General features: G+C 72.9%; 23 protein-coding genes. 15 read left to right on the top strand and 8 right to left on the bottom strand.

All coding sequences use genetic code 11. The annotated features are described in order from the left end of the window. Positions 1–167 precede the first annotated feature (167 nt). A complete protein-coding gene (locus AC5WAM_RS08240; RefSeq protein ID WP_495522138.1) occupies positions 168–1,151 on the bottom strand; it encodes an FAD-dependent oxidoreductase in 984 nt (327 codons plus the stop codon). A gap of 66 nt (positions 1,152–1,217) precedes the next feature. On the opposite strand from AC5WAM_RS08240, the gene AC5WAM_RS08235 reads away from it, so the two are divergent. Continuing rightward, the gene (locus tag AC5WAM_RS08235; RefSeq protein WP_495522137.1) at positions 1,218–2,231 is read left to right on the top strand and encodes an oxidoreductase; all 1,014 of its coding nucleotides are present in this window, start codon (positions 1,218–1,220) and stop codon (positions 2,229–2,231) included. Positions 2,232–2,355: 124 nt separating this feature from the next. Further along, entirely contained in the window at positions 2,356–3,999 is a 1,644-nt protein-coding gene (locus tag AC5WAM_RS08230) for an ABC-F family ATP-binding cassette domain-containing protein (RefSeq protein WP_366793309.1), read from the top strand. Between the two features lie 119 nt (positions 4,000–4,118). On the opposite strand, the gene AC5WAM_RS08225 is transcribed toward AC5WAM_RS08230, so the two are convergent. The 3 genes from AC5WAM_RS08225 to AC5WAM_RS08215 all read right to left on the bottom strand — a co-directional run bounded on the left by AC5WAM_RS08225 (position 4,119) and on the right by AC5WAM_RS08215 (position 7,780). Then, positions 4,119–6,515 (bottom strand): Tex family protein, encoded by a 2,397-nt coding sequence (locus AC5WAM_RS08225; protein ID WP_495522136.1) that lies wholly within the window; start codon positions 6,513–6,515, stop codon positions 4,119–4,121. A gap of 67 nt (positions 6,516–6,582) precedes the next feature. Continuing rightward, positions 6,583–6,747 (bottom strand): LPFR motif small protein, encoded by a 165-nt coding sequence (locus AC5WAM_RS08220; protein WP_495522135.1) that lies wholly within the window; start codon positions 6,745–6,747, stop codon positions 6,583–6,585. A gap of 106 nt (positions 6,748–6,853) precedes the next feature. Next, on the bottom strand, positions 6,854–7,780 hold the full coding sequence (locus AC5WAM_RS08215; RefSeq protein ID WP_495522134.1) for an SCO6745 family protein: 927 nt from the start codon (positions 7,778–7,780) through the stop codon (positions 6,854–6,856). Positions 7,781–7,924: 144 nt separating this feature from the next. Here AC5WAM_RS08215 and AC5WAM_RS08210 point away from each other — a divergent pair, with 144 nt between their 5' ends. Then, positions 7,925–8,923, top strand: a complete 999-nt coding sequence (locus AC5WAM_RS08210) for a GlxA family transcriptional regulator (RefSeq protein ID WP_495522133.1) — start codon at positions 7,925–7,927, stop codon at positions 8,921–8,923. Next, positions 8,914–9,555, top strand: coding sequence for a DJ-1/PfpI family protein (locus AC5WAM_RS08205; RefSeq protein ID WP_366793304.1), 642 nt, complete (start codon positions 8,914–8,916; stop codon positions 9,553–9,555). The genes AC5WAM_RS08210 and AC5WAM_RS08205 overlap by 10 nt, the downstream gene beginning before the upstream one ends. Here AC5WAM_RS08205 and AC5WAM_RS08200 read toward each other — a convergent pair. Continuing rightward, on the bottom strand, positions 9,536–10,309 hold the full coding sequence (locus tag AC5WAM_RS08200) for an enoyl-CoA hydratase/isomerase family protein (protein WP_495522132.1): 774 nt from the start codon (positions 10,307–10,309) through the stop codon (positions 9,536–9,538). The two genes, AC5WAM_RS08205 and AC5WAM_RS08200, sit on opposite strands and share 20 nt — an antisense overlap. 74 nt (positions 10,310–10,383) lie before the next feature. Here AC5WAM_RS08200 and AC5WAM_RS08195 point away from each other — a divergent pair, with 74 nt between their 5' ends. Beyond that, complete coding sequence (locus AC5WAM_RS08195) at positions 10,384–11,091, top strand: HdeD family acid-resistance protein (RefSeq protein ID WP_495522131.1); 708 nt, start codon at positions 10,384–10,386, stop codon at positions 11,089–11,091. 93 nt (positions 11,092–11,184) lie between these two features. Then, complete coding sequence (locus AC5WAM_RS08190) at positions 11,185–11,697, top strand: ATP-binding protein (protein WP_242726358.1); 513 nt, start codon at positions 11,185–11,187, stop codon at positions 11,695–11,697. An 18-nt stretch (positions 11,698–11,715) separates the two neighbouring features. Here the strand turns inward: AC5WAM_RS08190 and idi are convergent, their stop codons facing one another. From idi to galE, 3 genes are all read right to left on the bottom strand, one after another. After that, complete coding sequence (gene idi / locus AC5WAM_RS08185) at positions 11,716–12,309, bottom strand: isopentenyl-diphosphate Delta-isomerase (RefSeq protein WP_366793300.1); 594 nt, start codon at positions 12,307–12,309, stop codon at positions 11,716–11,718. 406 nt (positions 12,310–12,715) lie between these two features. Then, a complete protein-coding gene (locus tag AC5WAM_RS08180) occupies positions 12,716–13,642 on the bottom strand; it encodes a cation diffusion facilitator family transporter (RefSeq protein ID WP_495522130.1) in 927 nt (308 codons plus the stop codon). Between the two features lie 167 nt (positions 13,643–13,809). Next, positions 13,810–14,799 (bottom strand): UDP-glucose 4-epimerase GalE, encoded by a 990-nt coding sequence (gene galE / locus AC5WAM_RS08175; RefSeq protein ID WP_495522129.1) that lies wholly within the window; start codon positions 14,797–14,799, stop codon positions 13,810–13,812. A gap of 278 nt (positions 14,800–15,077) precedes the next feature. Between galE and AC5WAM_RS08170 the strand changes: the two genes are divergently transcribed. The 9 genes from AC5WAM_RS08170 (at position 15,078) to hpnD (ending at position 24,340) form a co-directional block, all read left to right on the top strand. Beyond that, on the top strand, positions 15,078–16,886 hold the full coding sequence (locus AC5WAM_RS08170) for a DUF5941 domain-containing protein (RefSeq protein WP_495523530.1): 1,809 nt from the start codon (positions 15,078–15,080) through the stop codon (positions 16,884–16,886). Continuing rightward, positions 16,883–17,635 (top strand): phosphocholine cytidylyltransferase family protein, encoded by a 753-nt coding sequence (locus tag AC5WAM_RS08165; protein WP_366793297.1) that lies wholly within the window; start codon positions 16,883–16,885, stop codon positions 17,633–17,635. The genes AC5WAM_RS08170 and AC5WAM_RS08165 overlap by 4 nt, the downstream gene beginning before the upstream one ends. Continuing rightward, positions 17,623–18,687 (top strand): iron-containing alcohol dehydrogenase family protein, encoded by a 1,065-nt coding sequence (locus tag AC5WAM_RS08160; RefSeq protein ID WP_366793296.1) that lies wholly within the window; start codon positions 17,623–17,625, stop codon positions 18,685–18,687. The genes AC5WAM_RS08165 and AC5WAM_RS08160 overlap by 13 nt, the downstream gene beginning before the upstream one ends. After that, positions 18,665–19,444 (top strand): CDP-alcohol phosphatidyltransferase family protein, encoded by a 780-nt coding sequence (locus AC5WAM_RS08155; RefSeq protein WP_138962773.1) that lies wholly within the window; start codon positions 18,665–18,667, stop codon positions 19,442–19,444. The genes AC5WAM_RS08160 and AC5WAM_RS08155 overlap by 23 nt, the downstream gene beginning before the upstream one ends. Before the next feature lie 44 nt (positions 19,445–19,488). Next, the gene (locus tag AC5WAM_RS08150; RefSeq protein ID WP_051855813.1) at positions 19,489–20,334 is read left to right on the top strand and encodes a glycosyltransferase family 2 protein; all 846 of its coding nucleotides are present in this window, start codon (positions 19,489–19,491) and stop codon (positions 20,332–20,334) included. A 116-nt stretch (positions 20,335–20,450) separates the two neighbouring features. Further along, complete coding sequence (locus AC5WAM_RS08145) at positions 20,451–21,380, top strand: ABC transporter permease (protein ID WP_138962777.1); 930 nt, start codon at positions 20,451–20,453, stop codon at positions 21,378–21,380. Next, a complete protein-coding gene (locus AC5WAM_RS08140) occupies positions 21,373–22,155 on the top strand; it encodes an ABC transporter ATP-binding protein (protein ID WP_495522128.1) in 783 nt (260 codons plus the stop codon). Before AC5WAM_RS08145 ends, AC5WAM_RS08140 begins: the two co-directional genes overlap by 8 nt. A 335-nt stretch (positions 22,156–22,490) precedes the next feature. Further along, entirely contained in the window at positions 22,491–23,393 is a 903-nt protein-coding gene (gene hpnC / locus AC5WAM_RS08135) for a squalene synthase HpnC (RefSeq protein ID WP_495522127.1), read from the top strand. Then, positions 23,390–24,340: a presqualene diphosphate synthase HpnD gene (gene hpnD, locus AC5WAM_RS08130; RefSeq protein WP_172387452.1), complete on the top strand. Its 951-nt coding sequence runs from the start codon at positions 23,390–23,392 to the stop codon at positions 24,338–24,340. The genes hpnC and hpnD overlap by 4 nt, the downstream gene beginning before the upstream one ends. Positions 24,341–24,415: the final 75 nt, after the last annotated feature.

Below are 24,415 nucleotides of genomic sequence, written 5' to 3'. Positions count from 1 at the left end.
GGCCGAGGCGATGGCCCCGGCCAGCCCACCGCGGCCCCGCCCCGCTCGGCCTGTGGCGCCTCTCAGCGCTTCGCTGGAATCGCCGCGATGGGCCGTCGATCGACTGCGGGGCCCTCGTGGCTGGTCGCGCAGTTCCCCGCGCCCCTTCGGGGCGCTGCCCGCTCGGCCTACTCCGCCCGCGCCGCCTGTTCCGTCTCCTCCGTCAGGAGCTCCGCCGCCGCCCGCGCGCAGCCCCACGCCACCGTGACGCCCGCCCCGCCGTGCCCGTAGTTGTGCACGAGGACCCGCCCGTCGTGCGTGCGCTCGCGCTCCAGGCGCACGGAGGGCCGCGCGGGCCGCAGCCCCACCCGGTGACCGATGATCCGCGCCCCGCCGATCTCCGGACGCACCCGGGCACAGCGCGCCACGATGGCCTCCGCCACCGCCGGATCCGGTTCGAGGGACCACGAGCCGTCCTCGGCGGTCCCGCCGAGCACGAGGCCGCGGGGCTGCGGCAGGAAGTACGTCGTCTCGTGCGAGGCGCTGTCCGCGGCCGTGAACCACGTCCGGATCCCCGGGTTCTCCACCAGGACCAGCTGCCCGCGCACCGGGCGCACCGACGCGTCCGGCACCAGGCTCCGGGCGCCCAGGCCCGAGCAGTTGACGACGTGCCGCGCCTCGGCCAGCGGCTCGGCGAGCGACGCGGCCGCCCTGACCTCCACGGACCCGCCCGTCGCGCGCAGGCGGCCGTGCAGCCACGCCAGATGCGCCGGCATGTCGATCAGCGGAAGGCGCGCCCACAGGCCGACGCCCGCGTACTCCTCGGCCGTCGTCGCCCGCAGCCCCGGTACCCGCTTCGCCCACGGGCCGAGCGTGTCCAGGCCCGTCTCGGCGTGTACGCCCTCGACCACGCGTACGCCCGTGCGCTCCGGGTCCGCCGCCAACTCCTGGTAGCGCTCCAGGGACACGAGCGACCAGTCGCCGACCAGACCCTGTGGCTCGATGCGGTACGGCCACCACAGACCGCCCGCAACAGCCGAGGTCGTGCGCTCCGCGGGCTCCCGCGTCCACACCCGCACCCGGCGTCCGCGCTCCGCGAGCACCACCGCGGTGGTGAGCCCCGCGACGCCGCCTCCCACCACGATCACATCCGTGTCATCGCCATGCGTCATCCCCGAAACGTAGCGGAACCCCGCAAGGGGCGCGCAGACGCCCCCACGGGTGGGGATACTCACACCATGCTTGCCGAGTACGCGACCTTCGGCCTGGCCCCGGCGATGCGCGCCGGTGGAGTTCTCGCGAGCGGTGCCTACCAAGTGCACCGCGACTTCGTCGACTTCGTGGTGAACGGCCGCCCGCTGCTGTTCCAGCTCGCCGACCTCGACGCCGTCTCCCCGCTCGCGTCCGACATCCCCCCGGCGATCTTCACCACGCATGTGCGCAGGCTCCTCCTGGAGGCGGACCCGCCGCTGCTCGACGGCCGGTACGTCATCTACGGCTGTCCCGAGTGCGAGGGCCTGGAGTGCGGCGCGGTCACGGCCGTCATCGAGCGCGCCGACGACGACTACGTGTGGCGGGACTTCGCCTGGCAGACCTCCGACCACGCCGACCTGGAGCTGAACGGCTACCGCGGCATAGGCCCGTTCCGCTTCCACGGCGGGGAGTACCGCGAGCAGCTCGGCCGCCTGCTCACCGGCGACGACCCGGGTGCCGTGCGGCGCCGGGTGCTCCTCGTCGGGGCGCGCGTCGCGCTGCTCGCGAAGCTCGCGGCGGCCCTGCGCACCATCGGCATCGGCGCGGAGATCGCCGCGGACGCGGCGGGCGTACCGGCGGAGGAGCTGCGCACGTACGGGGCCGTGGCCTTCGGGCAGGCCGTGCCCGAGGCGGTGCGGGGCTCCGTGCGCGAGGCGTTCGAGCGGGCCGGGGTCGACGTCGCGTACGTCGACGGGCTCGCGCCGATCGTGCCGCTGCTCGTGGCGCAGATCGAGTACGCCCTGGACCCGGGGCCCGCGGCGCGGCGTCTTGCGCGGCTCGCGGTCACCGACAGCGAGGTGGTCACCGAGGTCACGTCGCCGTGCCGGGTGCGGCTCACGGCCTACCGGGTGGGGCGGCTGCGCCGGGCCCGCGTCCACGAGGTGTTCGACGAGGTCCTGGAGCCCGGGGAGCACCGGGTGGCCCTCCCGGGCGGGGCGCCGTACGTGGTGGCGCGCAGCTCCGACGCGGTCCTGGTGGCGGCCGCCGCCACGGGCTGACCGCCCCCGTCGCCGTCCCCGCCGGGAGGCAGCGGGCCCGGCCAGGGGCGGAACGGGCCGGGGCACGGCCCCACGACGGCGGGCACCCGGGGCACCCCGGGGCAGCGGTTAGGCTCGACCCCTGATGAATGGAACCCTCGTCGCCAAGCAACTCGCCGCCGGCCACGGCGACCGCTCCCTCTTCGAGGGACTCGACCTCGTCGTCGCCCCCGGCGACGTCATCGGCCTCGTCGGCGCGAACGGCGCCGGCAAGTCCACCCTGCTGCGCCTGCTCGCGGGCGTCGACGCCCCGGAGTCCGGCCGGATCAGCCTGTCGCCGCCGACGGCGATCGTCGGACACCTGCCGCAGGAGCCGGACCGTCGCCCCGGCGAGACGATCCGCGCGTTCCTCTCCCGCCGCACCGGCGTCACCGCCGCCCAGCAGGCCATGGACGAGGCCACCGAGGGGCTCGTCGCGGGCACGCCCGGCGCCGACGACGCCTACGCGGCGAGCCTGGAGCGCTGGCTGGCCCTCGGCGGCGCCGACCTGGACGAGCGCGCCGAGGACGTCGCCCGGTCCCTCGGCCTCGGCGTGGACCTCGACCAGGAGATGACGTCGCTGTCCGGCGGCCAGGCCGCCCGCGCGGGCCTGGCCTCGCTGCTGCTCTCCCGCTACGACGTCTTCCTCCTCGACGAGCCCACCAACGACCTGGACCTCGCGGGCCTGGAGCGCCTGGAGGAGTTCGTGCGCGGTCTGCGCGCGGGCACCGTGGTCGTCAGCCACGACCGCGAGTTCCTGTCCCGCACGGTCACCAAGGTCCTCGAACTCGACCTGGCGCAGCAGCAGATCAACCTCTACGGCGGCGGTTACGACGCCTATCTGGAGGAGCGCGAGGTCGCCCGCCGCCACGCCCGCGAGGACTACGAGGAGTACGCCGACAAGAAGGCCGCCCTCCAGGACCGGGCCCAGATGCAGCGGACCTGGATGGACAAGGGTGTGAAGAACGCCCGCCGCAAGGCCACCGACAGCGACAAGCTGGGCCGCAAGTTCCGCAGCGAGGCCAGTGAGAAGCAGGCCGCGAAGGCCCGCCAGACGCAGCGGATGCTGGAGCGGCTCGACGTCGTCGAGGAGCCGCGCAAGGAGTGGGAGCTGCGCATGGAGATCGCCGCGGCCCCGCGCTCGGGCGCCGTGGTCGCCACCCTGCGCGACGCGGTGGTGCGCCGCGGCCCCTTCACGCTCGGCCCGGTGCACCTCCAGCTCGACTGGGCCGATCGCGTCGCCATCACCGGCGCGAACGGCTCGGGCAAGACGACGCTGCTGCGCGCCCTGCTCGGCCGCACCCCCGTGGACGAGGGGCACGCCGCGCTCGGCTCGGGCGTCGTGGTGGGCGAGGTCGACCAGGCGCGGGCCCTCTTCCACGGCGAGGAGACGCTGCTCGACGCCTTCCGCGCGGCCGTGCCCGACACCGAACCGGCCGAGATCCGCACGCTCCTCGCCAAGTTCGGCCTGAAGGCCGAGCACGTGCTGCGCTCCGCGGCGACGCTCTCCCCGGGCGAGCGCACCCGCGCCGCGCTCGCGCTGCTCCAGGGCCGGGGCGTGAACCTGCTGGTCCTCGACGAGCCGACGAACCACCTCGACCTGCCCGCCATCGAACAGCTGGAGTCCGCTCTCGACTCCTACGCGGGCACGCTGCTGCTCGTCACGCACGACCGCCGCATGCTCGACGCCGTGCACGTCACCCGCCGCCTGGAGGTGGCGGACGGCAAGGTGACCGAACGGTCCCCCTGACCTCCCCAAGGGGGCGCCCCGTACTGGGGTGCCCCCTCAGGGGCGCGGGGAACTGCGCGCTCAGCCGGAACGAGTCCGCACCCGCCCGACGGCCTGGCGCGGCAGCCCCGGTGGAGCGCTCAACGCCGCTTGGGGTCGACCAGACCGGCGCGGCGCAGAGCCTCCGCCATGGCGTCGTTGGCAGGGGGCGGCCCCTGCCGCTGCCCCCCGCCCTTGGCGGCACGGTTGCCCCGGTTCTGCTGGCCCCCGCGGCCCTGCTGCTGGCGCTGCTGCGGCGGCCGCCCGCCGCGCTCCCTGCGGCCCTCACCCGGGGCGGAGCCCTTGGCGGCCTCGTCGTCCAGACGCAGCGTCAGCGAGATCCGCTTGCGCGGCACGTCGACGTCCAGGACCTTCACCTTCACGATGTCGCCCGGCTTCACCACGTCCCGCGGGTCCTTGACGAAGGTCTTGGACATCGCGGAGACGTGCACCAGGCCGTCCTGGTGGACACCGACGTCGACGAACGCGCCGAACGCCGCGACGTTCGTGACCACGCCCTCGAGCACCATCCCCGACGTCAGGTCGCCGATCTTCTCGACGCCCTCCTTGAACGTGGCGGTCTTGAAGGCGGGCCGCGGGTCGCGACCGGGCTTCTCCAGCTCCTTGAGGATGTCCGTGACGGTCGGCAGGCCGAAGACGTCGTCCACGAAGGCGGCGGGCTTCAGGGCGCGCAGCGTCGCCGTGCTGCCGATGAGGGACGGCACGTCGACGCCCGCCTCCTTCACCATCCGCCGCACCACCGGGTACGCCTCGGGGTGCACGCTGGAGGCGTCCAGCGGGTCGTCGCCGCCGCGGATGCGCAGGAAGCCCGCGCACTGCTCGTACGCCTTCGGGCCGAGGCGCGCGACGTCCTTGAGGGCCTTGCGGTTGCGGAAGGGGCCGTTCGCGTCGCGGTGCGCCACGATGTTCTCGGCGAGGCCGGAGCCGATGCCGGAGACGCGGGCGAGCAGCGGGGCGGAGGCCGTGTTGACGTCCACGCCCACGCCGTTCACACAGTCCTCGACGACCGCGTCGAGGGAGCGGGAGAGCTTCACCTCGGACAGGTCGTGCTGGTACTGGCCGACGCCGATGGACTTCGGGTCGATCTTCACCAGCTCGGCGAGCGGGTCCTGGAGGCGGCGCGCGATCGAGACGGCGCCGCGCAGCGACACGTCCAGGTCGGGCAGCTCCTGGGAGGCGAAGGCGGAGGCGGAGTACACCGAGGCGCCCGCCTCGGAGACCATCACCTTGGTGAGCTTCAGCTCGGGGTGCCTGCCGATCAGGTCGGCCGCGAGCTTGTCGGTCTCGCGCGAGGCCGTGCCGTTGCCGATCGCGATCAGCTCGACCGCGTGCTCCTGGGCGAGCCGTGCGAGCTTGGCGAGGGACTCGTCCCACTTGTTCGCCGGCACGTGCGGGTAGATCGTGTCGGTCGCCACGACCTTGCCGGTCGCGTCCACGACGGCGACCTTCACACCCGTACGGAAACCCGGGTCGAGGCCGAGCGTCGCGCGCGTGCCCGCGGGGGCGGCGAGCAGCAGGTCGCGCAGGTTCGACGCGAAGACGCGCACGGCCTCGTCCTCGGCCGCGGTGCGCAGCCGCAGCCGCAGGTCGATGCCCAGGTGCACCAGGATGCGGGTGCGCCAGGCCCAGCGGACCGTGTCCGTCAGCCACTTGTCGCCGGGGCGGCCGCGGTCGGCGATGCCGAAGCGCTGGGCCACCGTGCCTTCGAACGAGCTCGGGCCTTCCGTGGCCTCCTCCGGCTCCAGGACGAGGTCCAGGACGTCTTCCTTCTCGCCGCGCAGCAGGGCGAGGATCCGGTGCGAGGGCAGCTCCGTGAACGGCTCGGCGAAGTCGAAGTAGTCGGCGAACTTCGCGCCCGCCTCCTCCTTGCCCTCGCGCACCTTGGCGGCGAGCCGCCCGCGCACCCACATGCGCTCGCGCAGCTCGCCGATCAGGTCGGCGTCCTCGGAGAACCGCTCCGTGAGGATGGCCCGGGCGCCGTCGAGCGCGGCCTGCGCGTCCGCGACGCCCTTGTCGGCGTCGACGAACGCGGCGGCGGCCGCGAGCGGCTCCACGCCCGGGTCCCCGAGCAGGCCCTCGGCCAGCGGCTCCAGACCCGCCTCGCGGGCGATCTGCGCCTTGGTGCGCCGCTTGGGCTTGTACGGCAGATAGATGTCCTCGAGGCGGGCCTTGGTGTCGGCCTCGCGGATGCGCGCCTCCAGGTCGTCGGTGAGCTTGCCCTGCTCGCGCACCGATTCGAGGATGGCGGCGCGCCGCTCCTCCAGCTCGCGCAGATAGCGCAGGCGCTCCTCGAGCGTGCGCAGCTGCGCGTCGTCGAGCGACTCGGTCGCCTCCTTGCGGTAGCGCGCGATGAAGGGCACCGTCGACCCGCCGTCGAGCAGGTCGACGGCGGCCTTGACCTGCCGCTCCCGCACGCCGAGTTCCTCGGCGATCCTGCTTTCGATGGACGCTGGAGTGGACGTCTGCAAAGGTGCCACGTTCCGGTACCGCCTTCTCACTGAGGTTGCCCGGCAATTGTGGCAGGTGGCACGGACAGCGGGGCAGTCAGACCCGGCGGGTCCGCCCTGATCCTCGCGTGCGCCCGGCGCCGCGGCGCCCGGAACGAGAGGCTCCGCCGAAGAGCCGGGCCAGCGCCCGGAACGGCAGCGTCACCACCGTCGCGATGGCGGCCCCGATCTGTCGCAGCACGTCCGCGATCGCACGGAACACGTGGGTCTCCTTTCGGCACGCGGCCCGCGACGGTCGGCGGGCCGGGACCGGACGAGTACCGCGGAAATCGCGTGCCATGCCCCGGCCCCGGGCCCGCCCGGTGGCGCTACGCCTTGCCGAACAGGTCCGCGGGGAACGCCCCCGCGGCCAGCGCCGCCCCGGCGAAGGCGCCGCCCAGCTCGGTGAGCCGCTCGACCCCGGCCTCGCCCAGGTGCGCGTACGGGGCCCGGTCGAGACGGTCGGTGCGCTCCTCGACGGTCTGCCGCAGCTCCACGCCCGCCTGCGTCAACTCGCCTTCGGCGTCCAGGAGTCCGCGCTCCCGCAGCCGCTCCACGGCCCCGTCCCAGTCCTCCTGGGTCCAGCCGCGCGTGCGCAGGTTCCGCCCCGGTGTCATGCCCTTGCCGGTGGCGGTGTGGCTCACCAGGGCCTCCACGGCGTCGAGTTCGGCGTCCAGGAGGGCGGCCAGGTGCCCGTCGCCCCGGTGTTCGCGCAGCAGCGTCGCGGCGTGCCAGTACGCCAGGTGCGGCGCGTCGGGCACCGGCAGGTCGGCGTGGGCCGCGTACAGCGGGCGCGCGCTGCGCACGCAGGCCTCCGTGGCGCGCAGCGCGAGCTCCGCGGCCTCGGCCATCTCCGGTGACGCGACGGCCTCGTCGCCGAGCAGCCGCCGCAGCGTGGCGTCGACGGCCCGCAGCCGCGCCGCGAGGACGTCCTCGGGCGCGGCGGTGCGCCACACCGCGGGGACGTGCGCGGCGACGGCCTCCGGCTTGTAGTTGAAGAAGGCCGCCGTCACCGTCCCGGCGCCGACGGCGCCCATCGCCGCCGCGCGCGCGGCGAAGTTGACGGCCCTGGGGTGGGTGATCCCCAGGGCGCCCAGCTCCCGCCCGAGGTCGGGGGAGAAGTAGTGGGTGGCGTGCAGGGCGTTGAGCACGCTGTGACAGCGCCGTCCCGCGCGCGGGTGGAGGGCCGCACCGGTCGCGGACGGGCCCGTGGAGGAGGCCGTGGGGCCCGTGGGAGAGGCCGTGGGAGAGGTCATGCCCGTACGCTACCGACTGGTTGGTATGACGTGAAGGGCGGGGCCGCGGCACCCCGTGCCCGGCGGACCGGCCGGGCCCGCGTGGCAGGAATGGTGGGACACCCGTCATTGCAGCCACCCCGCGCTGCCCCAAGAATCGAGGGCATGGCGCAGCGAACCGTCCTGGTCGTCCTCTTCGAAGGCGTACAGAGTCTCGACGTCACCGGCCCCGTGGAGGTCTTCGGCGGGGCCACCGGGCCCGCGGGCGACCCCGCGTACCGGGTGTGCACCGCCTCCCTGGACGGCGCGCCCGTGCGCACGTCCAGCGGCCTCACCCTGGTCCCGGACCACACCCTCGCGGACGCCCCCGCGCCGCACACCCTGCTCGTGCCCGGCGGCATCGGCACCCGCCCGGACGGCCCGGACCTGGTCGACTGGGTGCGCACCCACGGCCCCCGCGCCCAGCGGCTCGTCTCGGTGTGCACCGGAGCGATCGTGCTCGCCCGCGCGGGCCTGCTCGACGGCCGCCGCGCGACGACCCACTGGGCGTACTGCGACAAGCTCGCCCGCGACCACCCGGCCGTCCGCGTGGAGCCCGACCCCATTTACGTGCGCGACGGACACGTGGCGACCTCGGCGGGCGTCACGGCGGGCATCGACCTGGCGCTCGCCCTGGTCGAGGAGGACCTGGGCCGGGACATGGCGCTCACCATCGCCCGCCACCTGGTCGTGTTCCTGCGCAGGCCCGGCAACCAGGCACAGTTCAGCGCCCAGCTCGCCGCGCAGACCGCCCGCCGCGAGCCGCTGCGCGAGGTCCAGCAGTGGATCACCGAACACCCCGACGACGACCTCTGCGTCGAGAGGCTGGCCGAGCGCGCCCGGCTCTCGCCGCGCCACTTCGCCCGCGCCTTCCAGGCGGAGACCGGCACGACGCCCGGCAAGTACGTCGACCGCGTCCGCGTCGAGCACGCGCGCCGGCTCCTGGAAGACACCTCGCACGGCGTCGAGGAGGTCTCCCGCGCCTGCGGCTACGGCACTCCGGAGGCGATGCGCCGCGCCTTCCTCAAGGCGCTCGGCACCTCTCCCGCCGAGTACCGCCGCCGCTTCCACGCACCCCTGCCCGAGGCACACCCCATCACCCTTCAGGAGTCCCCATGCAGATAGCCATCGCCCTGTACGAGCGCTTCACCGCCCTGGACGCGATCGGCCCCTACCAGACGCTCAGCGGCATCCCGGACGCCCAGGTCGTCTTCGTGGCCGAGCGCACGGGCCCGGTGCGCGACGACAGCAGGCAGCTCGCCCTCGCCGCCGACAAGACCTTCGCCGAGGTCCCGAGCCCGGACGTGCTCGTCGTGCCGGGCGGCCCCGGCCAGAGCGACCAGATGGACAACGCACCGCTCCTCGACTGGCTGCGCACCGCGGACACCACCAGCACCTGGACGACGTCCGTGTGCACCGGCTCCCTCGCGCTCGCCGCCGCCGGACTCCTCGAAGGCCGCACCGCGACCTCCCACTGGCTGGCCCTGGGCGAACTGGCGAAGCTCGGCGTCACCCCCTCCGAGGAGCGGGTCGTCTTCGACGGCAAGTACGTGACGGCCGCCGGTGTCTCCTCCGGCATCGACATGGGCCTCGCGCTCGTCGGCAGGATCGCCGGGGACGAGCGCGCCCAGGCCGTCCAGCTCATCACCGAGTACGACCCGCAGCCGCCCTACGACGCGGGGTCGCCGAAGAAGGCGCCCGCCCACCTCGTCGCGATGTTCCGCGAGCAGAGCCGGTTCAAGGACGCCCCGGCGTAGCCGCGCCGTCCGGCACGGTCCAGGTGAAGCGCGGCTGCCTGCGCTCCAGGAAGGCGGCGACGCCCTCGGCGGTGTCGCCGCTGCCGCGCGCCTGGTCCGCCCAGTGGGCGTCCCGGTCGGCGCGGCCCGCCGCGAACTCCTTGGCCGCCGCCTGCGTCAGGAGCGAGCGGGAGGCGAGGACCCGCGTGAACTCCTTCACGCGCGCGTCCAGTTCGCCGACCGGCAGGACCTCGTCCACCAGGCCCGTCCGCAGCGCCCGCGCCGCGCCGATCGACTCGCCCGAGAACAGCAGGTACTTCGCCGTGGCCGGGCCCACCAGCGTGGCCAGACGCCGCGTCGACGAGGCCGGGTAGACGATGCCCAGCTTCGCGGGAGTGACCGCGAAGGAGGCGCCCTCGTCCGCGAACCGCAGGTCGCAGGCCGCCGCGAGCTGGCAGCCGCCGCCCACGCAGTACCCGCGCACCGCCGCGAGCGTCGGCTTCGCGAAGGCCGCCAGGGCCTCCTCGGCGAGGACCGCGAGCTCCTGCGGGCGGCCGGGTTCGGCGCGCAGCGAGGAGATGTCGGCGCCCGCGCAGAAGGTGTCGCCCGCACCGGTGAGGACGAGCGCGCGCACCGCGGGGTCGGCGGCCAGCGCGTCGAGCAGCGGCGGCAGCGCGCGCCACATGTCCGCCGTCATGGCGTTGCGTTTGGCCGGATGGTCGATGACGACGGTGGCGACGCCGTCCGCGACGGCGTGCCTCAGCTGCGGCTCCATGCGCCGGATGCTATCCGCACCGTACGAACGTACGATCAAGAAGGGGCGGCTTCGCACAGCGGACGGAGGCGCTCATGTTCGGACGCGACAAGGCGCGCGCCACGGCGCGCGACACGACTGGTGACCCGGAGGGAACCGGCGGCGCGGACCCCCGGTCCCTCAGCCGCAGCTTCGGCTGGCTGGCGCTGCTCGGCGCCGTCCTGGCCGTCGGCGGGCTCGTCGGCCTGGTCTACGCCGGTGTCGCCACGCTCACCTCGATGCTCCTGTTCGGCTGGCTGCTGCTCGTCGGCGGCATCGTGGCGCTGTTGCACGCGGTGCAGTCGCGGGGCACCAGCTTCTTCTGGCTCGGCGTGGTGGTCGCCGCGCTGAACCTCGCGGCGGGCTTCGTCGTCATCCGCAGGCCGGACGTGGCCGCCGAGGCACTGACGATGTTCGCGGCGCTGCTGTTCCTCACCGGCGGTGTGTTCCGCCTGGTGGGCAGCCTGGTGGTGCGCGGCCCGCAGATGGCGGTGACGCTGCTGCAAGGCGCCTTCGGCGTCCTGCTCGGCGTGCTCGTGCTCGCCGGGTGGCCGAGCAGCAGCCAGTACGTCATCGGCACCTTCTTCTCGCTCGCGCTGCTCTTCGACGGCCTCGGCCTCCTCGCCACGGGCGTCGGCGCCCGGCGCATCATCAGCCTGGTGTCGGACCGGGTGGGCGCCGACGGGAGCGGGACCCGGGAAGCCGTACAACCTGAAGAACCTGTGAAGGCAGCACAAGAAGGGCAGGACCAGTCGCACAACTGACGCCGCCATGCGGCCCCGGTCAAATCCCGTCGATACTCGCTGACTTCTGGTCAGTAGTGCGGTCCGGACCAGTGCGTTCCCAACACTCGACGTGTGGTGACAATCGAGCGCGAGGGCGGCGACCGGGCGATGGGGAACGACGGGAGGGGGCCGGGCCCGCTCCCGCGGGGCAGCGGGCCCGTGCCGTACGAAGGGGTGTGGCGGTTCACCGCGCCCGCCGTCGACGCGTCCGTGCCCCAGGCGCGGCACGCGGTGCGCGACCTGCTCGCGCGCCAAGGCGTACCGGCCCCCGACGACCTGGTGCAGGGCCTGCTGTTGATCGTCTCCGAGCTGGTCACCAACGCGGTGCGGCACGCGGCGCTCCTGTCGCCGACGCTCGCCGTGGAGGTCGCGGTCGGCGCCGAGTGGGTGCGGGTGTCCGTCGAGGACAACCACCCCTACCGCCCGACCGCCCTGGTGGCCGACCACGGCCAGACGGGCGGGCGCGGCCTGCTCCTGGTGCGGGAGATCACCCGCGAGGCGGGCGGCGCCTGCGACGTCGAGCACACGGCGAGCGGGGGCAAGGTCATCTGGGCGGCCCTGCCCCTGAAGCCGAACGGCGCCTAGCGGCGCGGGCGCGGCGCCCTACCAGCCCGCGCCCGGGCCCGTCAGCTCCTTGATGGCGGGCCGCGCCGCGTCCAGGACCGTCATGAACCACGCGGAGAACGGGCCCTTCGCGTGCCGCTCGGCCAGCTCGCCGGCCGTCACGAACACCGTCTCGCCCACCTCGGACGGGTCGGGGCGCAGCTCGGCCTGCACCATGCCGACGAACAGGTGGTTGTACTCCTGCTCCACCAGGCCGGACTCCGGATCCGGGTGGTTGTAGCGCACGGTGCCCGCCTCGGCGAGCAGCGACGGCGAGACGCCGAGTTCCTCGAAGGTGCGCCGGGCCGCCGCCGCGAACGGCGCCTCGCCGGGGTAGGGATGGCCGCAGCAGGTGTTGGACCACACGCCGGGGGAGTGGTACTTGCCGAGCGCCCGCTGCTGGAGCAGCAGGCGGCCCTGCTCGTCGAAGAGGAAGACGGAGAACGCCCGGTGCAGCTGACCGGGTGCCTGGTGCGCGGCCAGCTTCTCCGCCGTGCCGATGGTCCTGCCGTCCTCGTCGACGAGCTCGAGCATGATTGTCTCCTCGGTGCCGTTCGACGAGCTGTGCGCCGCGGTGGCAGGTGTGATCGGCATACCCATCCTTCGCTTCGGTCTCGGAGCTCAAGTCTGCCGTACGACACCGGTGCGCCCGGCACTCCGGGGGCCCCGCATGTCCCGTCCGCAACGCTGCGAACGGGGCGCGCGGGAACGGCGCGATCAGACGCCGAACGCCGCCGGACAGCTGATCGTCCCGCGCGGGACGCCCGCCCGACCGGCCTGTTCGCGGGGCCCGTCGAGGACCAGCGCCGTCATCGCCTCGTGCGGCACCTCGAAACTTGGCTTGATCCCGTACCGCGACGCCGGAGCGAAGCCGAACCGCGGGCAGCGGTCGGGCTGGCCGAGGACGAGGACCGGATGCTCGACCCGGGGCGCGCACGGCGCTCAGGGAGGCGCGCACCACCGCACTACCGGCGCCCGCGCGCTGGTGGGAGCGGCACCGTCAGTGGCAGAGCTTCGGCTCGTGCTCCGCGTGACCGCTCGGCTCCAGCTGGAACGTGCAGTGCTCGACGTCGAAGTGGTCGCCCAGGCAGCCCTGGAGGTCGTGCAGCATCTTCTCGTGGCCGACCGCACTGAGCGTCTCGGGACTCACCACGACGTGCGCGGAGAGCACCGGCATGCCCGAGGTGATGGTCCAGGCGTGCAGGTCGTGGACGTCCTCGACACCGGGCAGGGCCAGCATGTGGGCCCGCACCTCGGCCATGTCCACGCCCTTGGGGGCCGCTTCGAGCAGGACGTTCAGGGTGTCCCGCAGCAGCTTCCAGGTGCGCGGCACGATCATGAGGCCGATCACGAGGGAGGCGATCGGGTCGGCCGCCTGCCAGCCGGTCAGCAGGATGACGGCGGCGGACACCAGGACCGCCACCGAGCCGAGCGCGTCCGCGAGGACCTCCAGGAAGGCGCCGCGCACATTGAGGCTGTCCTTCTGGCCGCGCATCAGCAGGAGCAGCGAGACGAGGTTCGCCGCCAGGCCGATGAGGCCGAAGACGATGGTGAGACCGCCCTCGGTCTCCGACGGCGTGACGAACCGCTGGATCGCCTCGTACAGCACATAGCCGCCGACGCCGAGCAGGAGCAGACAGTTGGCGAGCGCGGCGAGGATCTCCGCGCGGGCGTAGCCGAAGGTGCGGCTCTCGCTCGCGGGGCGGCCCGCGAAGTGGATCGCGAGCAGCGCCATGCCGAGCCCGAGGGCGTCGGTGGCCATGTGCGTCGCATCCGCGATCAGCGCGAGCGAATCCGCGACGAGGCCGCCGACGATCTCCACCACCATGACGGTGACCGTGAGGGACAGCGCGATCCGCAGCCGCCCCTTGTACGCGGCCGTCACGGTGCCGTTCGCCGGCGGCGCGTGGCCGTGTCCAGCCCCCATCGCGTGGTCCTCCCGGATCCGTAGTGGGATCGCCGTCCGCGGCGACGATCACAGTGAACTACGGGTGGGGGGTATCCGGCAACGCGATCGTGAACACCGTTGTCATATGCGCTGGCCTGCGGAAACGGTCAGCTGTCCGGGGAAGGGGCCTACGGAAAGGGCCCGTGTCAGACAGACCGGGCGCCCCCGGCCTCCGGATGGCGCAGACACCAGCCCGCCCAGGCCGAAGCCACCATCTCGCGCACCCCGAGCCCCGCCCTGAAGCCCAGCTCCCGCGCCGCGAGGCCGACGTCCGCCACCGCGCTGGGGGCGTCCCCCGCCCGGCGCGGCTCCACCACCGGCGCGCGCGTGTCCCCGGTGACCTCGCCGATGACGGTCAAAAGTTCGCGTACGGAAACGCCTTCGCCGCGGCCGATGTTCACCGTCAGATCGGTGCCGGGGGCGGCGGACCTGCGGGCGGCCGCGAGGTGCGCCCCGGCCAGGTCGGTCACGTGCACGTAGTCGCGCACGCAGGTGCCGTCCGGGGTGGGGTGGTCGGTGCCGAAGATGCGTGGGGCCTCGCCGCGCGTGAGCCGGTCGAAGACCATCGGGACCACGTTGAAGACCCCGGTGTCCGCGAGCTCGGGCGCCGCGGCCCCCGCCACGTTGAAGTACCGCAGACAGGTCGTGGTGATCCCGTGGGCCCGCCCGGCGGCCCGGACCAGCCACTCCCCGGCCAGCTTCGTCTCGCCGTAGGGGCTGACCGGCGCGCACGGGGTGTCCTCGGTGATCAGCCCGGCCGCCGGGGGCTCGCCGTACACCGCGGCCGACGAGGAGAAGACGAACCGCCCGACCCCGGCCGCGGCGACCGCCTCCAGGAGCGTCACCAGGCCCCCGACGTTCTCCCGGTAGTAACGCAGCGGCTGCTCCACGGACTCGCCGACCTGCTTGCGCGCCGCCAGATGCACCACACCCGTCACCGCGTGCTCCGCGAGCACCCGCTCGACGAGCGCGCCGTCGAGCGACGAGCCCCGTACGAGCGGAATGCCGGCGGGCAGTCGCTCCGGCACTCCGGACGACACGTCGTCGAGAGCGAGCACCCGCTCCCCGGCGGCGGCCATGACCCGCGCCACATGTGCCCCGATATATCCCGCCCCGCCTGTGATCAGCCATGTCATGGGCGTCCACCTTAGGCGGGCTTGCGTGGTTCGGTCCCACGCGGTTTGTGGCCGCGGCCCGCCATCGACGATGATGATCGCGGCGATCAAGGGCGGCGCAGCCCGTGCCGACCCCTGCAGATCGGGCTGATCGGGGCGTGAACGGGCGGTGAACGCCCGCTTCCCGGCATCCGATAGCCTCTGCCGACATGCCGCCCGGCCGCATCCCGGCGAGGGCGCCCCCCCGTCACGCATGTGCCCGCGCGCGCCGCGCGCGGGAGTCAAGGAGTGAGTTCGTCCTGTCGACCGCCATCCTCACCGGCCAGCCGGTGCCCGGCTCGCCCCTCGAAGGCGATCTGCGGTCCCTGGGCTTCGACGTGCGGACCGCCCGGGACGCGGCCGACGCCGAGACGCTCGTGCGGACCGTCCCCGCGGACCAGCGCGTCGCCGTCGTCGACACCCGCTTCGTCGGTCACGTCCACGCCCTGCGCCTCGGCCTGACCGACCCGCGCTTCGCCGCGGCCGCCGTGCCCGGTGCCGTCACCGTCAAGCCCGAGGCCCGCGGCGCGCTCACGAACGCGCTGCGCACAGCCGTCGGCGCGGGCGGCGCCGGAGCCGTCACGGTGGTGCCGGACGCCGTGCCCGACCGGCTCGCCGAGGCCCTCGAAGCGGCCGCCGTCGACGTGTACCGGCCCGAGCTCGGCACCCTCGTCGCGGCCGTGCCCGCCGACCCCGAGGCCCGCAACACCGCCCGCCAGGCCGTCGCCGCCGTCGACGACGAGGCCGTACGCCTGCGCAGCGCGGTCAAGGCCCGGGACGGCTTCTTCACCACGTACTGCATCAGCCCGTACTCCCGCTACCTCGCGCGCTGGTGCGCCCGGCGCGGCCTCACCCCGAACCAGGTCACCACCGCCTCGCTGCTCGTCGCCCTGATCGCGGCGGGCTGCGCGGCCACCGGCACCCGCGGCGGCTTCGTCGCCGCCGGTCTCCTGCTGCTCTTCTCCTTCGTCCTGGACTGCACGGACGGCCAGCTCGCGCGCTACTCCCTGCAGTACTCCACGCTCGGCGCCTGGCTGGACGCGACCTTCGACCGGGCCAAGGAGTACGCGTACTACGCGGGCCTCGCCCTCGGCGCGGCCCGCGGCGGTGGCAGTGACGACGTCTGGGCCCTCGCGCTCGGCGCGATGATCCTGCAGACCTGCCGCCACGTCGTGGACTTCTCGTTCAACGAGGCCAACCACGACGCGACCGCCAACACCAGCCCCACCGCCGCGCTCTCGGACAAGCTCGACAGCCGCGGCTGGACGGTGTGGGCGCGCCGGATGATCGTCCTGCCCATCGGGGAGCGCTGGGCCCTGATCGCCGTCCTGACCGCGCTCACCACCCCGCGCGTCACCTTCGTCGTGCTCCTGATCGGCTGCGGCCTCGCCGCCTGCTACACCACCGCGGGCCGCGTCCTGCGCTCCCTGACCCGCAAGGCCAGGCGCACCGACCGGGCCGCCACGGCCCTGGCCGACCTCGCCGACACCGGGCCCTTCGCGGGCGCGCTCGCCACGCTCCGGGGCCTGCCGGGGCTGGCCCCGGCCCTCGCCCTGGCAGGCGGCGCGGCCGTCGTCGTCACCTCGGCCCTCACCTCCTTCGGCAGCCCCTGGCCGGTCATCGCCGCCGCCGGGTACGTGATCACCTCGGGCCTCGCCGTCGCACGGCCCCTCAAGGGCGCCCTCGACTGGCTGGTCCCGCCCTTCCTGCGCGCCGCCGAATACGGCACCGTCCTGGTGCTGGCGGCCAAAGCGGACGTGAACGGAGCCCTTCCCGCGGCTTTCGGCCTGGTGGCCGCGGTCGCCTACCATCACTACGACACCGTGTACCGCATTCGCGGTGTCGTCGCGCCGCCGCGCTGGCTGGTGCGGGTGATCGGCGGGCACGAGGGCAGGACCTTCGCGGTCACCGTCGCCGCCGCCCTGCTGACAACCACAGATTTCACCGTCGCGCTCACGGCGCTCGCCGTGGCCGTGGCACTCGTGGTGCTCGTCGAGAGCATCCACTTCTGGGTGACCGCGCACAACCGCGGCGCACCCGCCGTACACGATGAAGGAGAACCCGCATGATCGGCCTCGTCCTGGCCGCCGGCGCCGGCCGGCGTCTGCGCCCCTACACCGAAACGCTGCCCAAGGCGCTGGTGCCCGTGGTGGGCGAGGGTACCGAGAATGAGCTGGCCGTCCTCGACCTCACCCTGAAGAACTTCGCCGAGATCGGCCTGACCGACGTCGCGATCATCGTCGGCTACCGCAAGGAAGCCGTCTACGACCGCAAGGAGGCCCTTGAGGCGAAGTACAACCTCAAGCTCACCCTCATCGACAACGACAAGGCCGAGGAGTGGAACAACGCCTACTCCCTGTGGTGCGGCCGTGACGCCCTCAAGCACAGCGTGATCCTCGCCAACGGCGACACCGTGCACCCGGTCTCCGTCGAGAAGACGCTGCTCGCCGCCCGCGGCGACGGCAAGAAGATCATCCTCGCCCTCGACACGGTGAAGAACCTCGCCGACGAGGAGATGAAGGTCATCGTGGACCCCGAGAAGGGCGTCCAGAAGATCACCAAGCTGATGGACCCGGCGACGGCCACCGGTGAGTACATCGGCGTCACCCTCATCGAGGGCGAGGCCGCCGAGGAGCTGGCCGACGCCCTGAAGGCCACCTTCGAGCGCGACCCCGACCTCTACTACGAGGACGGCTACCAGGAGCTCGTCAACCGCGGCTTCAAGATCGATGTCGCGCCGATCGGCGACGTCTCGTGGGTCGAGATCGACAACCACGACGACCTCGCCAAGGGACGTGAGATCGCGTGCCAGTACTGACGAGGCTCATCCCCTCGCCGGTCGTCGTGGACATCCGGCCGGGGGCGTTGAACGACCTGGCCGGTGTCCTCGCCGACCAGAGGATCTGCTCGTCGACCGGCAAGCTCGCCATCGCGATCAGCGGCGGCTCCGGCGCGGTCCTGCGGGGGCGGCTCTCCCCGTCGCTGCCGGGTGCCGAGTGGTTCGAGGTGGGCGGCGGCACGCTCGACGACGCCATCAAGCTCGCCGACGCCATGAAGAAGGGCCGCTACGACGCGGTCGTCGGCCTCGGCGGCGGCAAGATCATCGACTGCGCCAAGTTCGCCGCGGCGCGCGTCGGCCTGCCGCTGGTCGCCGTCGCCACGAACCTGTCGCACGACGGCCTCTGCTCGCCCGTCGCGACCCTCGACAACGACGCGGGCCGCGGCTCGTACGGCGTGCCGAACCCGATCGCGGTCGTCATCGACCTCGACGTCATCCGCGAGGCCCCGGTCCGCTTCGTGCGCTCCGGCATCGGTGACGCCCTGTCCAACATCTCCGCGATCCGGGACTGGGAACTCGCCGCCCGCGAGCGCGGCGAGGACATCGACGGCCTCGCCGCCGCGATGGCGCGCCAGGCCGGCGAGGCGGTCCTGCGCCACCCCGGCGGCGTCGGCGACGACGGCTTCCTCCAGGTGCTCGCCGAGGGCCTCGTCCTCACCGGCATCGCGATGTCCGTCTCGGGCGACTCCCGCCCGGCCTCGGGCGCCTGCCACGAGATCAACCACGCCTTCGACCTGCTGTTCCCGAAGCGCGCGGCGAGCCACGGCGAGCAGTGCGGCCTCGGCGCCGCCTTCGCGATGCACCTGCGCGGTGCCCGCGACGAGGCGGCGTTCATGGCCGAGGTCCTGCGCCGCCACGGCCTGCCGGTCCTGCCGGAGGAGATCGGCTTCACCGTGGACGAGTTCGTCCAGGTCGTGGAGTACGCGCCGCAGACCCGGCCGGGCCGCTACACGATCCTCGAGCACCTCAATCTGAACACCGACCAGATCAAGGACGCATACGCCGACTATGCCAAGGCCATCGGTAGCTGAACTCCGGCCCGTCGTTCACCCCGCGGGGGTGAAGGACCGGCGCAGCGGTGAGCACTGGGCGGGACGCCTGTACATGCGAGAGATCTCGCTGCGCTGCGACCGGTACCTGGTGAACACCAGGATCACGCCCAATCAGCTGACCTACCTGATGACCGTCGCGGGCGTGCTCGCGGCCCCGGCCCTCCTCGTGCCGGGCATCACGGGCGCCGTGCTCGGCGTCGTCGCGGTGCAGCTCTATCTGCTGCTCGACTGCGTCGACGGCGAGATCGCCCGCTGGCGCAAGCAGTACTCGATGTCCGGCGTGTACCTGGACCGGGTCGGCGCCTATCTGTGCGACGCCGCGGTCCTGGTCGGCTTCGGCCTGCGCGCCGCCGACCTGTGGGGCTCGGGGCGCATCGACTGGCTGTGGGCCTTCCTCGGCACCCTCGCCGCGCTCGGCGCCATCCTGATCAAGGCCGAGACCGACCTCGTGGGCGTCGCCCGGCACCAGCAGGGGCTGCCGCCCGTGCAGGAGTCGGCCGCCGTGCCGCGCGCCTCCGGCGTGGCGCTCGCCCGCAAGGCCGCCGCCGCGCTCAAGTTCCACCGGCTGATCCTCGGCATCGAGGCGTCCCTGCTGATCCTGGTCCTGGCGATCGTGGACTCGGCCCGGGGCGACCTCTTCTTCTCCCGCCTCGGCGTCGCCGTGCTGGCCGGGATCGCGCTCCTGCAGACGCTGCTGCACCTGGTGTCCATCCTCGCCTCGAGCAGGCTGAAGTGAGCACTCCGGCACAGCCGCCGAAGGTCGGCGCGGTCATCATCACCATGGGCAACCGCCCGCAGGAGCTGCGGGCGCTGCTCGACTCGGTCGCCAAGCAGGACGGCGACCCGGTCGAGGTGGTGGTCGTCGGCAACGGCGCCCCCGTGCCCGACGTCCCGCCGGGCGTCCGCACCATAGAACTGCCCGAGAACCTGGGCATCCCCGGCGGGCGCAACGTCGGCATCGAGGCCTTCGGGCCCGGTGGCACCGACGTCGACATCCTGCTGTTCCTCGACGACGACGGCCTCCTGGCGCACACCGACACCGCTCGGCTGTGCCGCGAGGCCTTCGCCGCCGACCCGGCTCTCGGGATCATCAGCTTCCGCATCGCCGACCCGGACACGGGCGTCACCCAGCGCCGGCACGTGCCGCGCCTGCGCGCGTCCGACCCGATGCGCTCCTCGCGCGTGACGACGTTCCTCGGCGGCGCCAACGCCGTCCGCACCAAGGTCCTGGAACAGGTCGGCGGCCTGCCCGACGAGTTCTTCTACGCCCACGAGGAGACCGACCTGGCCTGGCGGGCGCTGAACGCGGGCTGGATGATCGACTACCGCGCCGACATGGTCCTGTACCACCCGACCACGGCGCCCTCGCGGCACGCGGTCTACCACCGCATGGTGGCCCGCAACCGCGTCTGGCTCGCCCGCCGCAACCTGCCCGCGCTCCTGGTCCCCGTGTATTTGGGCGTATGGCTGCTCCTGACCCTGGCCCGGCGCCCCTCGCGGCCCGCCCTGAAGGCCTGGTTCGGCGGCTTCAAGGAGGGCTGGACCAGCCCGTGCGGACCCCGCAGGCCCATGAGCTGGCGCACGGTGTGGCGCCTGACCCGACTGGGCCGACCTCCTGTCATCTGACAAGCTCTGGTCTGAGAACATTCGGGCCGTATCCCGGTCCCTGGCCCGGCCCCTGCCCGACCTGGCCCGCGCCTACGCCCGACCGGCCGCGCATCTGAAGACGAAAGTTTCCACTCGTGAGTGAGACAACGCAGGACGGTGGAGTCGCGGTGACCGCGCCACCGTCGCCCGACGACGGGCTTTCCCCGGCCGAGCTCGCCGCCAAGTACGGGCTGTCCGTCAGCGGTGCCCGTCCGGGCCTGGTGGAGTACGTCCGCCAGCTCTGGGGGCGGCGCCACTTCATCCTCGCCTTCTCGCAGGCGAAGCTGACCGCCCAGTACAGCCAGGCCAAGCTCGGCCAGCTCTGGCAGGTCGCGACGCCGCTGCTCAACGCGCTCGTCTACTTCCTCATCTTCGGCCTGATCCTCAAGGCCGACCGCGGCATGTCGCGGGAGGTGTACATCCCGTTCCTGGTCACCGGCGTGTTCGTGTTCACCTTCACGCAGAGCTCGGTGATGGCGGGCGTACGGGCGATCTCGGGCAACCTCGGCCTGGTGCGCGCGCTGCACTTCCCGCGCGCCTCGCTGCCCATCTCGTTCTCGCTCCAGCAGCTCCAGCAGCTGCTGTTCTCGATGCTCGTGCTGTTCGTCGTGGCGATCGGCTTCGGCAGCTACCCGCGGCTGTCCTGGCTCCTGATCGTCCCGGTCCTGGCCCTGCAGTTCCTGTTCAACACGGGACTCGCCCTGGTCATGGCCCGGCTCGGCAGCAAGACGCCGGACCTGGCCCAGCTGATGCCCTTCGTGATGCGCACGTGGATGTACGCGTCCGGCGTGATGTTCTCCATCCCGGTGATGCTGAAGGACAAGCCGGCCTGGATCGCCGACGTCCTCCAGTGGAACCCGGCGGCCATCTTCATGGACCTGATGCGCTTCGCCCTCATCGACGGCTACGGCTCGGAGAACCTGCCCCCGCACGTGTGGGCGGTCGCGCTCGGCTGGTCCGTGCTCGTCGCCGTGGGCGGCTTCGTCTACTTCTGGAAGGCAGAGGAGCGGTACGGCCGTGGCTGACGACAAGGACGCAGGGGCGCGCCGCCCCACGGTGATCGCGGACGAGTTGCACATCGTGTACCGGGTGAACGGTGGGAAGACGGGCCGGGGAAGTGCGACGGCGGCGTTGAGCCGGATCGTGCGGCGGGGTGAGTCGCCGGGGGTGCGCAAGGTGCATGCGGTGCGGGGGGTGAGTTTCACGGCGTACCGGGGTGAGGCGATCGGTCTGATCGGGTCGAACGGGTCGGGCAAGTCGACGCTGCTGCGGGCGGTGGCGGGGCTGCTGCCGGCCGAGCGCGGCCGGGTCTACACCGATGGCCAGCCCTCGCTGCTGGGGGTGAACGCGGCGCTGATGAACGATCTGACCGGTGAGCGCAATGTGATCCTGGGCGGTCTGGCGATGGGGATGAGCCGGGAGCAGATCAAGGAGCGTTACCAGCAGATCGTGGACTTCTCGGGGATCAATGAGAAGGGTGACTTCATCACGCTGCCGATGCGGACGTACTCCTCGGGGATGGCGGCGCGGCTGCGGTTCTCCATCGCGGCGGCCAAGGACCACGACGTGCTGATGATCGACGAGGCGCTCGCGACGGGGGACCGCAAGTTCCAGAAGCGCTCGGAGGCCCGCATCCGCGAGCTGCGCAAGGAGGCGGGCACGGTGTTCCTGGTCAGCCACAACAACAAGTCGATCCGTGACACCTGCGACCGGGTCCTGTGGCTGGAGCGCGGTGAGCTGCGCATGGACGGGCCCACCGACGAGGTCATCAAGGAGTACGAGAAGTTCACCGGTAAGTAGCCGGAAGGCCGCCGTCTGGTCGCGGCCGAATGGAGCAGGGCCCCGCCGGGCACCCCGGCCGGGCCCTGACTCGTTTTCAGACATCAGGCTTCTCCCAAGTCACAGGAGTTCAGGGAAGATTGAAGCCAATCGGTGCGTTCTTGTGATGTGCGGAACACCCCGACGAAGGGCCGTCCGTTGTACAACGTAAGCTGTACCGGTGCTGATTCGCGGCAAGTGGGGCGATATCGCTCCCTGGATGGGCGCGGGGCGCGCTGCGCCGCTGGGCGGCCTTGGCGGCGTGTCCGAAATAGGATGTATTGGGTCGGCAGTGTAGAACGGGAGATGTGACGGCAATGGCTACGGACGATCTCCAGCTCCGCGATGCGTCCGCCGTCCTCGCCAAAGCCGCGGACGAGAACTTCCCCGTGGCCCCGTTCTTCCTCCCGCGCGCCTGGCGCGAGGACCTCATGGCCGTGTACGGCTTCGCCCGCCTGGTCGACGACATCGGCGACTCCGACCTGGCCAGTGGCGCCGCCCACGCCCGCTACCTGGGCGCGGACCCCGAGGCCGCGGGCGACCCGCTCGCCCTCCTGGACGCCTTCGAGGCCGATCTGCGCAAGGTCTTCACCGCGGGCCCCGAGCCGGGCCACCCCCTGCTGCGCGCCCTCGGGCCCACCGTGCGCCGCCGCGGCCTCACCCCCGAGCCGTTCCTCGGCCTGATCGCCGCCAACCGCCAGGACCAGCTCGTCAAGCGCTACGAGACGTACGACGACCTCGTCGCCTACTGCGAACTGTCGGCGAACCCGGTCGGGCGCCTCGTGCTCGCCATCACCGGCACCGCGACACCCGAGCGGATCCGGCTCTCGGACTCCGTCTGCACCGCGCTCCAGATCGTGGAGCACCTCCAGGACGTGCGCGAGGACCTCGAGCGCGACCGGATCTATCTGCCCGCCCAGGACATGAAGCGCTTTCACGTCCAGGAACGGGATCTGGCCGCTCCTACCGCAGGCGCGTCGGTGCGCGCCCTGGTTGCGTTTGAAGCGGAACGCGCCCACCGCCTCCTGAATGAAGGCACCCCCCTGGTGGGTAGCGTCCACGGCAGGCTGAAGCTGCTGCTGGCAGGGTTCGTGGCAGGGGGGAGGGCGGCCGTCTCGGCGATCGCCGCCGCCGGATACGACGTACTTCCAAGGCCGCCGAAGCCCACGAAACCGCGTTTGCTGCGCGAGGTGGGTGCGGTTCTGCGAGGAGAGGGGTGAGCCGGACCGTGGAGTCAGAACCTCGCGTGTCCGCACCGGTACTCGCCGCATACAGCTATTGCGAGGCCGTGACCGGGCAGCAGGCACGAAATTTCGCGTACGGCATCAGGTTGCTGCCGACGCCGAAGCGGCGCGCGATGTCGGCGCTCTACGCGTTCTCACGGCGCGTGGACGACATCGGGGACGGCGCGCTCGCGCCGGACGTCAAGCAGACCCGTCTCGACGAGACGCGGAGCCTGCTCGGCCGCATCCACGACGGCTCGGTGGAGGAGGACGACACCGACCCCGTGGCCGTGGCGCTCAGCCATGCCGCGCGGCACTTCCCGATCCCGCTCGGCGGGCTCGACGAGCTGATCGACGGCGTCCTGATGGACGTGCGCGGCGAGACGTACGAGACCTGGGACGACCTCAAGGTCTACTGCCGGTGCGTGGCCGGGGCCATCGGGCGGCTCTCGCTCGGCGTGTTCGGCACGGAGCCGGGGGCGCCGCACGCGGAGCGCGCGCCGGAGTACGCCGACACGCTCGGGCTCGCGCTGCAACTCACCAACATCCTCAGGGACGTTCGCGAGGACGCCCTGGAGGGCCGGACCTACCTGCCGGCCGACGACCTGGCCAAATTCGGCTGCTCCGCCGGGTTCGCACGGCCCGAGCCGCCCGCCGGGTCCGACTTCGCGGGCCTCGTCCACTTCGAAGTGCGCCGCGCCCGCGCGCTGTTCGCCGAGGGGTACCGCCTCCTGCCCCTGCTCGACCGGCGCAGCGGTGCCTGCGTGGCCGCGATGGCGGGCATCTACCGCCGTCTGCTCGACCGCATCGAGCGCGAGCCGGAAGCGGTCCTGCGGGGCCGCGTCTCCCTCCCGGGGCGCGAGAAGGCGTATGTCGCCGTGCGTGGTCTCTCCGGCCTCGACGCGCGCAATGTCGCACGTCAGGCCGTCAGGAGGCGCACGTGACGCGCGACCGCGGCACCGGCGGCTCCCACCGCCGCAACCGGCGGGCAACCCTCCGCATGACCTTGGCGTCCCAGA

The organism is Streptomyces sp. JLYT201 (assembly GCF_059448825.1).
This window is presented reverse-complemented; position numbering and strand designations above follow the sequence as displayed.